The 14,711-nt window shown below is 60.7% G+C and carries 16 protein-coding genes and 1 pseudogene; 5 read left to right on the plus strand and 12 right to left on the minus strand.

What is annotated here, in order from left to right; all coding sequences use genetic code 11:
• The first annotated feature begins 58 nt into the window (after positions 1-58).
• Positions 59-232, plus strand: a complete 174-nt coding sequence (locus ASB65_RS27415) for a DUF1328 domain-containing protein (protein ID WP_003499086.1) — start codon at positions 59-61, stop codon at positions 230-232.
• Positions 233-290: 58 nt separating this feature from the next.
• Here ASB65_RS27415 and ASB65_RS15540 read toward each other — a convergent pair whose 3' ends face one another.
• Positions 291-1,022 carry an SDR family oxidoreductase gene (locus ASB65_RS15540; protein ID WP_003499083.1) on the minus strand — a complete coding sequence of 244 codons (732 nt, stop codon included), beginning with the start codon at positions 1,020-1,022 and terminating at the stop codon, positions 291-293.
• A 199-nt stretch (positions 1,023-1,221) separates the two neighbouring features.
• On the opposite strand from ASB65_RS15540, the gene ASB65_RS15545 reads away from it, so the two are divergent.
• The gene (locus ASB65_RS15545) at positions 1,222-1,995 is read left to right on the plus strand and encodes an IclR family transcriptional regulator (protein WP_060724561.1); all 774 of its coding nucleotides are present in this window, start codon (positions 1,222-1,224) and stop codon (positions 1,993-1,995) included.
• Between the two features lie 106 nt (positions 1,996-2,101).
• Here the strand turns inward: ASB65_RS15545 and tal are convergent, their stop codons facing one another.
• Complete coding sequence (gene tal, locus ASB65_RS15550; protein WP_060724562.1) at positions 2,102-3,067, minus strand: transaldolase; 966 nt, start codon at positions 3,065-3,067, stop codon at positions 2,102-2,104.
• A 205-nt stretch (positions 3,068-3,272) separates the two neighbouring features.
• Here tal and ASB65_RS15555 point away from each other — a divergent pair, with 205 nt between their 5' ends.
• Positions 3,273-4,247, plus strand: coding sequence for a sugar-binding transcriptional regulator (locus ASB65_RS15555; protein WP_060724572.1), 975 nt, complete (start codon positions 3,273-3,275; stop codon positions 4,245-4,247).
• Here the strand turns inward: ASB65_RS15555 and ASB65_RS15560 are convergent.
• The 4 genes and pseudogenes from ASB65_RS15560 to ASB65_RS15570 all read right to left on the minus strand — a co-directional run bounded on the left by ASB65_RS15560 (position 4,244) and on the right by ASB65_RS15570 (position 6,441).
• The gene (locus tag ASB65_RS15560) at positions 4,244-4,531 is read right to left on the minus strand and encodes a type II toxin-antitoxin system RelE/ParE family toxin (RefSeq protein ID WP_060724563.1); all 288 of its coding nucleotides are present in this window, start codon (positions 4,529-4,531) and stop codon (positions 4,244-4,246) included. The genes ASB65_RS15555 and ASB65_RS15560 overlap by 4 nt on opposite strands.
• A 5-nt stretch (positions 4,532-4,536) precedes the next feature.
• Positions 4,537-4,772 (minus strand): annotated as a pseudogene (locus ASB65_RS28910) (CopG family ribbon-helix-helix protein).
• A gap of 51 nt (positions 4,773-4,823) precedes the next feature.
• Entirely contained in the window at positions 4,824-5,696 is an 873-nt protein-coding gene (locus ASB65_RS15565) for a methylated-DNA--[protein]-cysteine S-methyltransferase (protein ID WP_060724564.1), read from the minus strand.
• A 262-nt stretch (positions 5,697-5,958) separates the two neighbouring features.
• Positions 5,959-6,441, minus strand: a complete 483-nt coding sequence (locus ASB65_RS15570) for a DUF2244 domain-containing protein (RefSeq protein WP_060724565.1) — start codon at positions 6,439-6,441, stop codon at positions 5,959-5,961.
• Between the two features lie 37 nt (positions 6,442-6,478).
• Here ASB65_RS15570 and nth point away from each other — a divergent pair, with 37 nt between their 5' ends.
• Entirely contained in the window at positions 6,479-7,261 is a 783-nt protein-coding gene (gene nth, locus ASB65_RS15575) for an endonuclease III (RefSeq protein WP_060724566.1), read from the plus strand.
• On the opposite strand, the gene ASB65_RS15580 is transcribed toward nth, so the two are convergent.
• Positions 7,223-7,960, minus strand: a complete 738-nt coding sequence (locus ASB65_RS15580) for a sulfate transporter family protein (protein ID WP_020809871.1) — start codon at positions 7,958-7,960, stop codon at positions 7,223-7,225. The two genes, nth and ASB65_RS15580, sit on opposite strands and share 39 nt — an antisense overlap.
• A 298-nt stretch (positions 7,961-8,258) precedes the next feature.
• On the opposite strand from ASB65_RS15580, the gene ASB65_RS15585 reads away from it, so the two are divergent.
• Positions 8,259-9,092: a MurR/RpiR family transcriptional regulator gene (locus ASB65_RS15585; RefSeq protein ID WP_060724567.1), complete on the plus strand. Its 834-nt coding sequence runs from the start codon at positions 8,259-8,261 to the stop codon at positions 9,090-9,092.
• A 210-nt stretch (positions 9,093-9,302) separates the two neighbouring features.
• Here ASB65_RS15585 and ASB65_RS15590 read toward each other — a convergent pair whose 3' ends face one another.
• The 5 genes from ASB65_RS15590 to ASB65_RS15610 form a co-directional block, all read right to left on the minus strand.
• Positions 9,303-10,877 carry an FGGY-family carbohydrate kinase gene (locus tag ASB65_RS15590; RefSeq protein ID WP_060724568.1) on the minus strand — a complete coding sequence of 525 codons (1,575 nt, stop codon included), beginning with the start codon at positions 10,875-10,877 and terminating at the stop codon, positions 9,303-9,305.
• Positions 10,878-10,937: 60 nt separating this feature from the next.
• The gene (locus ASB65_RS15595; protein ID WP_003510472.1) at positions 10,938-11,657 is read right to left on the minus strand and encodes an HAD family hydrolase; all 720 of its coding nucleotides are present in this window, start codon (positions 11,655-11,657) and stop codon (positions 10,938-10,940) included.
• Positions 11,658-11,664: 7 nt separating this feature from the next.
• Complete coding sequence (locus ASB65_RS15600; protein WP_060724569.1) at positions 11,665-13,149, minus strand: mannitol dehydrogenase family protein; 1,485 nt, start codon at positions 13,147-13,149, stop codon at positions 11,665-11,667.
• A gap of 61 nt (positions 13,150-13,210) precedes the next feature.
• Positions 13,211-13,987 carry an L-iditol 2-dehydrogenase gene (locus ASB65_RS15605; protein WP_060724570.1) on the minus strand — a complete coding sequence of 259 codons (777 nt, stop codon included), beginning with the start codon at positions 13,985-13,987 and terminating at the stop codon, positions 13,211-13,213.
• A partial coding sequence (locus ASB65_RS15610; RefSeq protein ID WP_060724571.1) for an ABC transporter ATP-binding protein occupies positions 13,984-14,711 on the minus strand: 728 nt, incomplete at its 5' end. The genes ASB65_RS15605 and ASB65_RS15610, both read right to left, overlap by 4 nt.

The raw sequence follows: 14,711 nt of genomic DNA on the forward strand, positions 1-14,711 counted from the left end.
TTACTGAGCCAGTCGCGGGGCGGCGGGCTCGGGAAAATTATGCAAAAGGGGAAGCACCATGCTGAAGTGGGCTCTTATTTTCTTTGTCATTTCTTTGATCGCAGGCGTGTTCGGCTTTACCGGCATTTCGGCAGCCGCGGCGGGCGTGGCCCGTATCCTGTTCTTCATCGCCGTGGTGATCTTCCTGGTCTTCCTCGTGCTTGCACTGATGGCCGGAAGCGCCGTCGTCTGAATGAAAAAAGGCGACCGGGTTTTACGCCGGTCGCCTCTCCTCTCTCCCGTAACGGAATTCAGCCAGTCCAGCCGCCATCGATCACATGGATCTGGCCGGTGGTGAAGCCTGCCTCATCAGAAGCAAGATAGGTGACGAGTGCCGCGATTTCTTCCGGTGTGGCGATACGGCCCATCGGCTGGCGGGCGATGAAATCGGCCAGAGCCTGTTCGTAATTGCCGGTGGCGCGCAGGCGGTCATGCAAGGACGGGCTGTCGACCGTGCCGGGGCAGATGGCGTTGCAGCGGATGCCCTTGGTGACGAAGTCAGCGGCAATCGCCTTTGTCAGGCCCACCACGGCAGCTTTCGAGGCGGTATAGGCGAAACGGTTCGGCACGCCCTTCACGCTTGATGCAACCGAGGACATGTTGACGATCGCGCCCTTGCCCTTTTCCAGCATGCCGGGCAGGAAGGCGCGGCAGGTGCGATACATGGCCTTGGCGTTGAGATCGAAGGAGAAGTCCCAGTCCTTCTCTTCACAGTCCAGAATGGTGCCGGAATGAACGAAGCCGGCGCAGTTGAATAGCACATCCGCATGGCCGATATCGGCGGCGAAATCCTTCACGCCATCGCCATCAAGCACGTTCAGAACGCGGGTTTCCGCGCCCTTGAGGGTGGAAAGCGCCTGCTCGTTGATATCAGTGGCGATGACGCGCGCGCCGAGCGAGATGAACCGCTCCGCCGTCGCCCGGCCGATACCCTGACCGGCGGCGGTGATCACCACTGTCCGGCCGTTAAAATCCTGCACCATGAATAGCCTCCCGCTAAGGCGCGCCCGCCCTTCGGGGATCGGACCGCTGAATTTCGATGATCTCAAATATGGATCGACAATTCATATGTAAACGCGGTATTCATATGGCGTCAAGCAAACTTGCGCGGATGTCGGGTATCGGGCAACCATATTTTATGGCGCCTCCACCGGGCACTCATAGAAAACACATCGAGGCCAGATGACCGACGACGACAGCGAAAGATATCGCGCTCCCGCCCTCGACAAGGGTCTCGACATTCTCGAGCTTCTGGCCCGCACCGATGGCGGGCTGACGCAGATCGAGATCGCCAAGTCTATCGGTAAAAGCCCGAACGAGCTTTACCGCATGCTGGACCGGCTGGTGCGCCGCGGCTACGTGCAGCGGCTTGACGGCGACCGGTTTTCGCTGACGCTGAAGATGTTCGGGCTGGCGCATTTCCATGCACCGATACGCCGGCTCGTCTCTTTTGCCGCACCTGTCATGCGCGATTTTTCGGCCAGCGCGGAGCAGGCCTGTCATCTGGCCGTTTATGACCGCGGTAGCGTCGTCGTCATCGCCCAGCAGGAATCCGCCACCTATTGGGCCATGTCCATGCGGGTCGGCGCGCAGATGAGCCTGTTCCACACCGGCTCCGGCCATGTGCTCTTGGCCTTCCAGACCGAGGCGCAGCGTGAGATCATGATAACCGAGCAGGTGCGCGGCAGCGGCGAAACCGTGCCGCCCTCCCTCGCCGAGCGGCTGGCGGGGGTGCGCAAAAACGGTTTCGAATCCATGGACAGCCTTCAGACAGCCGGCGTGCGCAATATTTCCGCGCCGGTACTGACGCTCGATGGCACGGCGCTCGCCGTCATCACCTGCCCCTATATCACGCCGCTTGGCGGCAAGGCGCCGACACGCGAGGCCTGCGAAGTGCTGATCCGCGAGGCGGCAAAGCGGATTTCCGAAGTGGCGACAGGGAACGGAAATTCCTGAAACGCACAAAAAAAACGCGACCGGCAGGGACCCGATCGCGTTTTGAGTGACTGGAGATTATATCTCTCAAACGTCGGGGGAACGTGGATGGTTCCCCCTTTATGTGTCACGCCGCAGCCAGCGTCAGTTCCTTGCGGACCATCTCACGCAACGTCACAAGATCCTTTGCGAACAGGCGGATGCCTTCCGAAAGCTTCTCGGTTGCCATCGCGTCTTCGTTCATGGCCCAGCGGAATGCCTTCTCGTCGAGCGACTGCAGCGGCTCTGCCTTGACGTTGTCAGTCGAAAGCTTGCGCTCCAGCTTGCCGGTATCCTTGTCCAGCTCTTCCAGCAGCGCCGGGCTGATCGTCAGGCGGTCGCAACCGGCCAGCGCTTCGATTTCGCCGACATTGCGGAAGGACGCGCCCATGACGACGGTGCTGATGCCATTGGCCTTGTAGTAGTTGTAAATGCTGCGCACCGAGACGACGCCCGGATCGGTCTCGGCGGTGTAGTTCTCGCCGGTCGACTTCTTGTACCAGTCAAGGATACGGCCAACGAAGGGCGAGATGAGGAAGACCTTGGCTTCGGCGCAGGCAATCGCCTGGGCCTGCGAGAACAGGAGCGTCAGGTTGCAGTCGATGCCTTCGGACTGCAGCACTTCGGCAGCCTTGATGCCTTCCCAGGTGGAGGCAAGCTTGATGAGGATGCGTTCACGCTCGATGCCGCGCTCCTTGTAGGCCGCGATGATGTGGCGCGCCTTGGCAATCGAGGCTTCCGTATCGAAGGAAAGGTCGGCATCAACTTCGGTCGAAACGCGCCCCGGAACGAGGCCGGCAAGCGCCGCGCCGACAGAAATGGCCAGACGATCGGCAACGGCGGCAACAACGGCGTCGGACTGGCCGCCCTGCTTCTTGCCCCATGCGACGGCTTCCTTCACCGCATCCGCAAAGGCCGGCGTGCCGAGTGCTTTCAGAACGATGGTGGGATTGGTGGTGCAATCCACCGGCTTCAGGCGCGCAACCGCCTCGATATCGCCGGTGTCGGCAACAACCGTGGTGATGGCGCGAAGTTGTTCGAGTTTGGACGTCATATCGAATGATCCTTCATGATCTCTTGAAAACTTGCTCACCCGTCTTTTCGTTCCCGCACCATGGGTGCGCCCAAGGCCGAAATCGCGGTTTGTCCGGCTCCGACTATCGCAAGCGGCACGGCCCAAAGTCAAGACATTTGCGCATCGCAATTGACATAAGTTTCATGCCTGCGATACTCCGCCAACATAAAGAATGGCGGAAACCGTGGCGAAACTGAGAAGAGAAACCCATACGGCCTATTCGGAAGCGGCTTCGCTGAGGCTGCGCGCCGCGTGGCTTTATTATAATCAGGGCATGACGCAGAAAGACGTCGCCGAGAAGCTCGGCATCAGCCGCTCCACCGTCATCCGCCTTCTCGATGAGGCGATGAAACGCTCCGAGGTGCAGATCTGGATCAACGAGGGCATCGAGGATTTCGTCGAACTGGCCGGCCGGCTGGAGGCGGCTTACGGGCTGGATGAGGCCGTCATCATTCCCTCCCCCGACAAGGCAAGCGTCGAGGGCACGGCCAAGGCCGTGGGCCTGGCGCTCGGGCAATTTCTCTCCGAAGCGGTGCCGAACGGCGCCACCATCGGCGTCGGCTGGGGACGCACCATGACCGCTTCGCTTTCCAGCTTCCGCCCGCCGCGCCGGGAAAACTGCAAGGTCGTCTCGCTGCTCGGCGGTATCGTCGCCGTGCATCAGACCAACCCGCTCGACTACACCTGGCGGCTGGCAAGCGCGCTCGGGGCGGAATGTTACATGTTCCTCGCACCGCTTTTGGTGGATTCCGTCGAGACCAAACGGGCGCTGATTGAAAAATGTGGACTCGCGACGCTTTACGATCTCGCCGAAACGCTTGATCTCGCCATCGTCTCCTGCGGTGATATCGGCCCGCATTCGACCTCGCTGTCGGAGGGTTTCATTTCGAAGGCGACGCTGCAGGAACTCATCGACGCCGGCTGCGTCTGCGACACGATGTTCAATTTCATCGATGCCGAAGGCCGCTCCGTCGATCACCCGATCAATCAGCGCGCCATGGCCATCGATCTCGATACGCTGCGCAAAGCCAAACACATCGTTCTCGCCTCCGGCGGCGCCCACCGCGCCGTCGCCATCCGCGCCACGATCAAGCGCATCGGGTGCAATACGCTGATAACGGACGAGGCGGCGGCAAGGGCATTGATGAAGCTGGTTTAGATTTTCTCTGGCCATTCCCGGGCGGCGTGCTGAACCAACAGGACCTCGATCTGCCTGTCCGTCACGCGATAAGCCACGATGTAGGGCAGACCGGAAATAACCAGCTCCCTCGTCCCTTCGATTTCATCGTGACTGCCGAGATAAGGATTGGCGGACAGAAGGCGTGCCGCTGTCTGGTGGATTGCCCGAACGACCTTTGCCGCCGCACGCGGATTACGCCCCGCAATGTAGTCGCCGATACCGTCAAGTTCTTTAAGATAACGCGGTGTCCAGACCAACCGCACGCGTTTCAGGCCTTGGCGTATTTGTTCAAAACAGCGTCAATCTCTTCTTCGGAAACGAACTCTCCGGCTTCTGCCTCAGCCAGCCCAGCCCTGACATCGCTTGTCCACTTCTCCTGCCATGCCAGGGAACGGCCATGCGACAGCGCATCTTCTATGATGCGACTGGGCTCAAATTCGAGCGCTCTGCCAGAAGGTCTATCCGGCGCTTCAGATCATCGGGAAGTTCGATCGTGCTCTTCATGGGCAAAGAATAGCCGATCCTCGACGGATCGGCAGAGGTTATCATCCCCCGTCACACCTTTCCGGTTTCCCAGCCGAGCATCGCCCGCTTGCGGGTCAGGCCCCAATGATAACCGGTCAGCGCCCCGCTTTTACCGACCGCGCGGTGGCACGGAACGACGAAGGAGACGGGGTTGGCGCCGACTGCTGCACCCACGGCGCGGGAAGCCGTGGGCTGGCCGATATCGCAGGCGATGTGCGAATAGGTGACGGCGCGGCCCATCGGGATTTTCAGGAGGCTTTCCCAGACCCGCACCTGAAAATCCGTGCCGAGCAGCACGACGCGCAGCGGCCTGTCCGCCGACCACATGGACGGATCGAAGATACGCGCGGCATAAGGCGCGGTCGCTTCGCGATCCTCGACATAGTCAGCATTCGGCCAGCGGCCGGCCATATCTTCGAAACAGGCTCTTTCCTCGCCCGGATCGGCAAAGGCGCAACCGGCAACGCCACGATCGGTCACCATGACCAGCGCAAGGCCGAAGGGCGAGGTGTGGAAACCGTAACGGATCGTCAGCCCGCCGCCCTTGGCCTTCCATTCGCCGGGCGACATGGCTTCATGGGTGACGAACAGATCGTGCAGGCGTCCCGGCCCCGACATGCCGACCTCGATCGAGGTTTCCAGCAGCGGCAGATCCTCTTCGCGCAACAGCCGCTTGGCATGATCGAGCGTCACAGCCTGCAAAAAGGCCTTGGGCGACAGACCGGCCCAGCGGGTGAAGGTCTTCTGCAATTGCGTCGGCGACTGGCCGAGCTCTGCGGCAATGGCTTCAAGGGAGGGCTGCTCGCGATAATCCAGCGTCAAAAGCTCGATAACCCCGCGCACCGTGTCGTAGTCCGATCCGATGGGGGTGATGTCTTCGTTCAGCGTAATATTGGCGTTCATCGCAAATCTCCTAACGGGTAAGAGAAAACCATTAAAGCGACTTCGTCTCCACCCGTTTCTTGCGCGGCATCACGATACGCAAGGAATGTTCGTTGGCCGGAACACCCACTCACCCTCCTTCCTGTGCTCGTCACAGGAATCCAGCAGACACGTGTCCGCGTGGCGGGAGGAGTTCTTTCAGCCCAAGGACTTGGGCTGGCTGGATCCCTGTGACAAGCACAGGGATGAGGGCGGCAGAGCGCGCCGACACTTCCTGATCCCCTCACATCCGCCGCCTGACGGTCGCCAGCGCGCCGCCGAAAGCCTTGGCGAAGCTTTCACGGTCATCGGGATTGAGAAACGATCCGATATCGGTTGCGCGGCCTTCGCCCGTCACATGCATGGAGACGATGCCGATCTCGTCATGCCGCCTGACCCTGAAGCGCGCCCAGAAGGGATTGAAGCGATGCTCCACCATACGCCCGGCCGGAGAAAATTTGCGGATCGACAGGCTGGTGCGCGAAACGCTGACCTCTTCCCGCGCCTTCGCAGCCCGGTAATTGGCGCGGAACGCGACATAAAGCAGCAGAAAATCCAGCCCGAAGAACAGGCCGACGGGCCATGCCCCGGTGGCGAGGAAGAAGCCGCCATAGACAAGGCAGGCCAGACCGGAGACAAGCAGGAGCAGCCGGAAACCCCTTCTGCCAAGCGAACGGTGCGGAACGAGTTCCGCCGCGAAAATCGGCTGGTCGTTGAGCGTATCCACGTTGCTTTCCTTTGGGCGGGCTGGCTATAGATAGTCCATGACAGTCGCCAAAAAACGATCCAGCACCCAAACATTGAAAAAGTCAAATCCGGCATCCGTCCGCAAGCCGGCGCGGGTGAAAACGGTCTATTCGAAGGATGAGCTGACAGAAATCTTTCGCCGCTTTTCCATTCAGCGGCCGGAGCCGAAAGGCGAGCTGGAACATACCAATCCCTTCACCCTGCTGGTGGCCGTGGCGCTTTCCGCACAGGCAACCGATGTGGGCGTGAACCGCGCCACGCGCGCACTGTTCAAGGTGGCCGATACGCCGGAAAAGATGCTGGCGCTCGGCGAGGAACAGCTGATCGGCCATATCAAGACCATCGGGCTTTACCGCAACAAGGCGAAAAACGTCATTGCCCTGTCGCAGATGCTGATCGACAATTTCGGCGGTGAGGTGCCGAAGACCCGCGAAGAGCTGGTGACGCTGCCCGGCGTCGGCCGCAAGACCGCCAATGTGGTGATGTCGATGGCTTTCGGCGTGCCCACCCTTGCGGTGGATACCCACGTCTTCCGCATTGCCAATCGGCTCTGTCTTGCGCCGGGCAAAACCCCTGACGAGGTTGAAGACCGGCTGATCCACATCATTCCCGAACAATATCTGTTCCACGCCCATCACTGGCTGATCCTGCACGGGCGTTATTGCTGCAAGGCGCGCAAGCCGGAATGCGAGCGCTGCGTGATTGCCGATATCTGCAAGTCGCCGGAAAAGACCTTCGATATTCCGGCGCCGCTGGTGGAATTACCCGCGCAGCTGTTCGGTGCGGCCGGCGGCGAATGAGGGATCGCGCCGGCTGACGGCCTTGTGCAGATGCACCATCATCGAGGCGGCAAAAAGCGGCGTCAACAGATTGAGGAACGGCACCGCCAGGAAGGCCGCGATCACCAGCCCGGCCATGAAGACGGTGGCGCGGTGTTTTGAGCGGAACTGCCTAGCTTCCAGGGGTGTTCGGAAACGCATCGCCGCAAATTCGAAGAATTCCCGGCCGAGCAGATAACCGTTCACCAGGAAAAACGCGATGAGGTTGACGCCCGGCACCAGAAGCAGCAACAGCGCGACGAGGTTGCCGGCAATGACGACACCAAAAAACTTGATGGACGACAGCACAGCCTCGCCGATCGGCATCGCCTCGCCGGGCGGATCGTTCGGATAGCTCTTTTTTTCAACTACTTCGGCGACATCATCGAGAAACAGGCCGGCAATAACGGCGGTGACCGGCGAGATGAGCAGCGCGAGCGCCAGTGCAAGGCCTATTCCGGCGAAAATGGCGAAAACGAAGCTCAGCCAGCCCGCCCAATCAGGCACGCCGGGTATCAGCGTATCCACCCACGGCAGGGCGAAATAAATGAAGATCGAGCGGATGGCGAACCAGAGCGCCGCCAGCACGAGAAGCGTGAGCCCCAGAACCTTCCAGAACACCGACCGGGTTTCGGCGGCAAAGAGATTGTGAAAGGCAAGCCTCGCCGCATCAAAAATCATTCGGAACTCCTCGACGCCTTTAGCGTTGAAACACTCTTATCAGGCGAGAGATAAGCGCTGCCCGCCCGCTCTGCAAGACGGGCGAAAAGATGCCAGATGTCTGGATTTAAACCGCAGATGGAATTTCTCTTGAATAAAAGGTATCTCTAAAATATAATAATCTATCTATTATAATTCGCATTCCCGTCCGGTGGAGGACAAGGCCGGAGAAGCTATCCCCCACCGTCAAATTGCGGTTCGCACGCTCGTTTGCGCGCGCGCATGCATCATCGTTCAATAAAGATAAAAGAATGAGGCGTTGGTGGAAAAGCTGCTGTTGAACCTTACGCGCGCCATGAAGGCAGGCACGCCCTCCGAGCGCAAGATCGCTAAATATCTGATCGAACATCTGGACGAATTACCGTTCGAGACGGCGCAGACACTGGCTGTCAAGCTCAGCCTCAGCCCGATGACGGTCGGACGTTTCCTGCGTTCGCTGGGATACCGGCAATTCAGCGATATCCGCGCCGATCTGCGCCATGCCGAAGAAACCGCCGGTGCGGACCAGCCGGCAACGGCAGAAGGCCGCGAACGCCAGTCCAACCCGTTTTCGCAGCTTCTGTCCCAGCAGATCCAGGCCATCCAGACCGCCTTCGACATGACGACCCAGTCGATCTGGCGACTTGCCATGAACGAGATCGCCACGGCGGGCGATGTCTTTCTGGCAACTTCTCCGGAAGGCCTCGACGCCGGGCGTCATTTTTACGGACGGTTTCTGGAAAGTCGCGGCCACATCCATTATCTCGGCAGCGACAGCGCGGCCTATGTCGCCCTGTGGGATTTCGACCCCGCTCACCCCCTGCTCGTCATCATGGATTGCGGCGGCAGCCTGTCACCGCTGCAGCGCCTGTCGGCAATGGCGCGCAAGAGCGGCTACAGGACATTGCTGATCACCACACGCTTTTATGAATGGGGCCCGGAAAGCACCGATCTCTGTCTTGCCATGCCGCAGGCGCAGAATGGCGGCCAGGGCCTGCTGCAACTGGTTTCCCTGCTGGAATTCCCCCTCTGTGCGCTTGGCGCCAGCGCTGATGATAGCGGCAGGGCAAGGGCAAAGAACCTAACCGCCCTGAAACGCTCGCTGCGTGGTTGATTGCGGCTAGCAGCAGCGGCGGCATATGGATCGAGCGGTTGCCGCTCGTTTCTTCTCCCCGCCGGGGAGAAGTCCGCGGCAGCGGGATGAGGGGGCTAGAGTGCGTTCATCGCTCGCGTTCCCCCCCATCCGGCCCTTCGGGCCACCTTCTCCCCGGCGGGGAGAAGAAACGCGCGGCACCCACTCGGCCTCGTATTTTCCTTCAGAAAATCAAAGGCTCTCCAGTTCCTGACGATGCCGGTACATGGCGAGGAAACGCCTGTAGTCCCGCTCATAACGGGGTGCGAGCGCCGGGTTGCCTGATATTTCCGCGTTGCCCGGATACATGGCGGCCCCGGCGGCCGCAAGGCTCGCATGCACCCCGCCGGCCGTCGCCGCCGTCATTGCCGTTCCGAGAAGCACCGCGTCGGCGGTTGCGGGAACCACGATGCGCTTGCCCGTCACATCGGCATAAAGCTCCATCAGCAGCGGGTTCTTCACATGTCCGCCGGTGACATGCAGGCTTTCCACCGCATAACCGAAACGCTCCATCGCATCGAGCACATGGCGGGCGCCAAGCGCAATGGCCACGGCGGTGCGCCAATAAAGACGGCAGAGACTGTCGAAAGACGTATCCAAAGTCAGCCCGCTGATAACGCCGACGGCATGTGGATCGGCAAGCGGCGAACGGTTGCCGTGGAAATCCGGCAGCACATGCAGCCGCTCGGCGAAGGCCTCGCCCTCAAGCGCGCGCAACTCCGTTACCCGCGCAACGATGCGGGCATGCAGCGCCGTATCCGGTTCACCGCCTGCCGCATGCATGCGCACGATATGGTCGAGCAGCGCACCGGTGGCCGATTGCCCGCCTTCCACCAGCCAGTGCCCGGGCAGGATCGCCTGCCAATAGGGCCCCCAGAGGCTGTGGCCGGGCATCTGCCGCTCCGACATGGCGACAAGGCAGCTCGAAGTCCCGGCGATCAGGGCCACATGCCGGCCGACATCTGCAGACAGGCAGCCGCCAAGCGCGCCAAGCGCGCCGGCATAGGCGTCGATCATGCCCGCCGCCACCTCACAGCCGGTATCGAGACCGAGCTCGTCGGCAGCTTCGGGCGAAAGCGGGCCGATGCTTTCCCCCGGCATCACGGTGGTTTCGGGAAGGCCTGCCCGCTCCTTCAGGTCGGCAAGGCCCGCCAGTTCCAGATAACCCGCCTGCCAGCCGGGATTTTCCTGTGCCAGGAAATTCCACTTCGCCGTCTGCGTGCAATTTGAACGCTGCGCTGAGCCGGTCGCCTTCCATGTCAGGAAATCCGCCAGATCGAAGGCGAAGGACATGCGCGACCAGCTGGCCGGCATATGCTGTTTCAGCCACATCAGCTTCGGTATCTGCATTTCCGGCGAGACGCTGTTGCCGGCGAAATCCAGCACCCGGTGGCCGGATGCCGTCAGCCGGTCGGCCTCACCTATCGCCCGGTGATCGAGCCAGACGATGGTGTCGAACCGGTCTTCACCGGTAACGGAAACCGAAACGGGCTCACCCCGCCCATCACGGATAACGAGCGAGCAGGTGGCGTCAAAACCGATGGCGGCGATGCTTTGGGGCGAAACACCTGCCTCGGCAAGCGCTGCCTTCACCACGATGCAGACGGCGTTCCATATATCGGTGGAATCGTGTTCGGCGTGGTTTTCCTGCGGCCTTTGCATCAGGATGGGATGGGTGGAGCGGGCAAGCAGCCGGCCGGCCGGATCGAAAATGCCGGCCCGGGCGCTGGCGGTGCCGACATCGACAGCGACGAGATTTTGACGCATCAAGACTGCAATTCCATCCCTTGCGCAACGACCTCCGGGCGGCAGCAGGCAGAGTCCCGCTCAGCCTGCATCGCGTTCCGCCCGCCTGTCAAAACCGCCCTTCCCCACATAATTGCCAACAAGTTGGACCAAATCCGGCATCGCGTCAAACACGGCATCCGCCCCAAGCCCGGCGATCTTTTCGCGGAATGCGGGAAAGCGGGCATGCGAACCGCCGGTAAAGGCAAAAACGCCCATGCCGGCTGCCTTTGCGGCGGCAATGCCCGCCGGGCTGTCCTCGATCACGATGCAGTGACGCGGATCAGCGCCCATTTCGCGCGCCGCATGCAGAAAAAGATCAGGCGCCGGCTTGCCGTTCTTCACCATGGTGGCGCTGAAGACATGCGGTTCGAATTTGTCGATCAGGCCGGTCAGTCCCAGCGAATAACGGATGCGCTCCGGCTGGCTTGAGGAAGCGACGCAACGCCGAAGCGGCAACAGCCTGTCCAGTGTTTCGCCAATACCATCAATCGGCCGAAGCTCAGTGCGGAAACGTTCGAACAGCGTCGCGCGCATATGATCGAGAAAATCGATGTCCGTCTCGACGCCATAATCCTCAAACAGCGTCGCCGTCATGCTGGCGACGCTGCGGCCGAGAAAGCGCTCATAGGCCTCCTCCTCTCCCATCGTCACGCCGAGATGGGAGAGCATATCGAGAAGGACGGAGATGGAGACCGGCTCGCTGTCGACGAGAACGCCGTCGCAATCGAAAATCAAAAGGGGCGCGGTCTCGTCTTCCATCTCGTGGTCACTTTTCAGCCAGCTTGTCATCCAGATAAAGCTGCAAGGTCTTCGCCGTGCCTTCGCGCCACAACGTCTTCAATGCATGGGCAAAGCGTTTACGGAAAAGCTCCGATTCGGCAACCTCCCCGAAAATATCGTCGAGTGCGAGGAAGGCCATCGGATCATCCTTGGCCTTGATGGCCGCCGCCTGCAGACGCTCGGCGCTGGCATCGTTGAAGGTGATTTGCTTGCCGCTGTCGGTGGTGCCGTAGAAATAACGGCACCAGAGCGCCGAAACCAGCGAAAGGCCTATGATATCCTCGCTGCGCGCCAGACGGTCGGCGGTGGACGGCAAGATGAATTTCGGCTGGCGGTTGGAACCGTCCTGCGCCAGACGCGGAATGGTGTCGCCGATCTTCGGGTTGAGGAAACGCCGCTCGATCAGGCCGAAATAGTCCGCGAGATTTGTATCGGGAACCGGCGGAATGACCGGGATGATCTCTTCCTTTTCCAGCTTTGCCAGAAATGCCCGGATCAGCGGATGCTCCATCGCCTCATGCACGAAATGAATGTCGAGCAGCGCGGCCGGATAAGCGATTGCCGCATGGCCGCCGTTGAGGATGCGGATTTTCATGTGCTCGTAAGGCGCGACATCCTTAACGAACTGCACGCCAGCCTTTTCGAGCGCCGGGCGACCGGCAGGGAAATTATCCTCCATCACCCATTGCTTGAACTCCTCGCAGAAGACCGGCCAGTTGTCGTCGATGCCGAAATCGTCACGGGCAATATTGCGTTCGCGTTCGCCGGTGGCGGGCGTGATGCGGTCGACCATGGAATTGGGGAAAGCGACGTTTTCGCCGATCCAGTTGGCGAAAGCAGGATCGGAGAGAGCCGCGAGCCCGACCACCGCGTTTTTGGTGACCTTACCATTATGGGGAATGTTGTCGCAGGACATGACGGTAAAGGGTTGAAGCCCCCTGTCGCGCCGCGCCTTCAGCCCGGCGACGATGAAGCCGAACACGGTTTTCGGCGTCGCCGGGTTGTGCCCGTCTTCGGCAATTGCCGGGTGCTGCGGATTGAAGGAACCGGAAGCGTCGATGAAATAACCGCCTTCGGTAATCGTCATCGAAACGACGCGGATTTTCGGATCGGCGAGCGTATCGATGATGCGCTGCGTATCGCCAACTTGCAGAATGTCGATCATCGGCCCGGTAACACGCGCACCGGTGCGGTTATTGTCCTGCTCCACAACAGTGGTCAGGAAATCCTGCGCGGCAAGTTTCTCACGCATCACCGCATCGGAGGGCAAAACACCCGCACCGATGATGGCGAAGTCATGGTCCGCACCCGTGTTGAAGAGGTCATCCAGATAAACCGCCTGATGCGCGCGGTGGAAATTGCCAACGCCGAAATGCACGATGCCGGCTGAAAGATCGGTCCGGGAATAGGCCGGAACCGCCGCCGTTTTTCTGGCTTCGTCAAGCGTTGCGAGGGAGAGTTTGCATGTCATGTCACGATCCTCGAAGGGGAAACGTTGTTCGTGCCAAGGCCGGGCGGCAAGCGCCCGATACTCAGCTCATCCAGTTGCCGCCATCGACATTATAGGTCTGGGCGACGATGTATTCGGCCTCATCGGAGGCAAGGAAGATCGCCATGCCGGTCAGGTCTTCGGCACGGCCCATGCGGCCGAAGGGCACGGCCTCTCCGACCAGCCGCTTCTTTTCACCGGCCGGGCGGTTTTCATATTTCGCAAACAGCGCATCCACGCCGTCCCAGTGCTCGCCATCGACCACGCCGGGCGCGATCGCATTGACGTTGATGCCGTGCTTGATGAGATCGAGCCCGGCCGATTGGGTGAGGCTGATGACGGCGGCTTTGGTGGCGCAATAGATCGCCACCAGTCCCTCGCCACGCCGGCCCGCCTGGCTTGCCATATTGATGATCCTGCCGCCTTTTCCCCGAGCAATCATTGTTTTTGCGGCGGCCTGCATCATGAACAGCGTGCCTGATACGTTGATTGAAAACAGTCTTTCGTAGCTATCGCGTTTGATCTCGACAATCGGTGCGAGATCGAAGAGCGCGGCATTGTTGATGAGGATATCGAGGCCACCGGTCTGGCCCTCCACCGTGCGGATGGCCGTGTCGATGGAGTGCTGCTTGGTCACGTCGAGTTCGACGGCATAGGCGTTCTCGCCGATTTCACGGGCGGTTTTGCTGGCGCGTTCGAAATCGATATCGGCGATGGCGACGGTTGCGCCCTCGCGTATATAGGCTTCCGCAAAGGCGCGGCCAATGCCACGCGCCGAACCTGTTATCAGCGCGGATTTGCCTTCCAGTCTTCCCGTCATATCGCGATGCCCTTTTCATCGAACCTGTGGATCTTTGTGTCATCCGGCGTGATGAAGACGGTATCGCCGTGTCTGCATTCGAACTCACCATCGGTCCTTGCAGTGATCGGGCCGATGCCCTGGACGTCGAGATGCAGGAAGGTGTCGGAGCCGAGATGTTCGGCGACGGTAACCTTGCCTTGCCAGAGGCCACTTTCTTTCGACAGCACCAAATGCTCCGGCCGCACGCCGGCGGTAGTCGCTCCCTTTTGCCGAGCATAGTCGCCGGTCACCAGGTTCATGCGCGGCGAACCGATGAAACCGGCGACGAAGAGGTTGGCGGGCGAGCGGTAAAGCTCCATCGGTGAGCCGACCTGCTCGATATTGCCGCGGTTGAGGACAACGATCTTGTCGGCCATGGTCATGGCTTCCACCTGGTCGTGGGTGACGTAGATCATCGTCGTCTTCAGCGTGTTGTGCAGCTCGGAGATTTCCAGCCGCATGGTGCCGCGCAGCGCCGCATCGAGGTTGGAGAGCGGTTCGTCAAACAGGAACGCCTTTGGTTCGCGCACGATGGCGCGGCCGATGGCGACGCGCTGGCGCTGGCCGCCGGACAGTTGCGAGGGCCGGCGTTCGAGATAATCGGTGAGGTTAAGGATACGGGCGGCATCGTCGACCTTCCTGTCGATCACCGCCTTGTCGAGCTTGGCCATCTTCAGCGGGAAGGCGATGTTGTTCCTGACGC

The sequence above is a fragment of the Agrobacterium tumefaciens str. B6 genome (assembly GCF_001541315.1).
Classification (GTDB): domain Bacteria; phylum Pseudomonadota; class Alphaproteobacteria; order Rhizobiales; family Rhizobiaceae; genus Agrobacterium; species Agrobacterium radiobacter.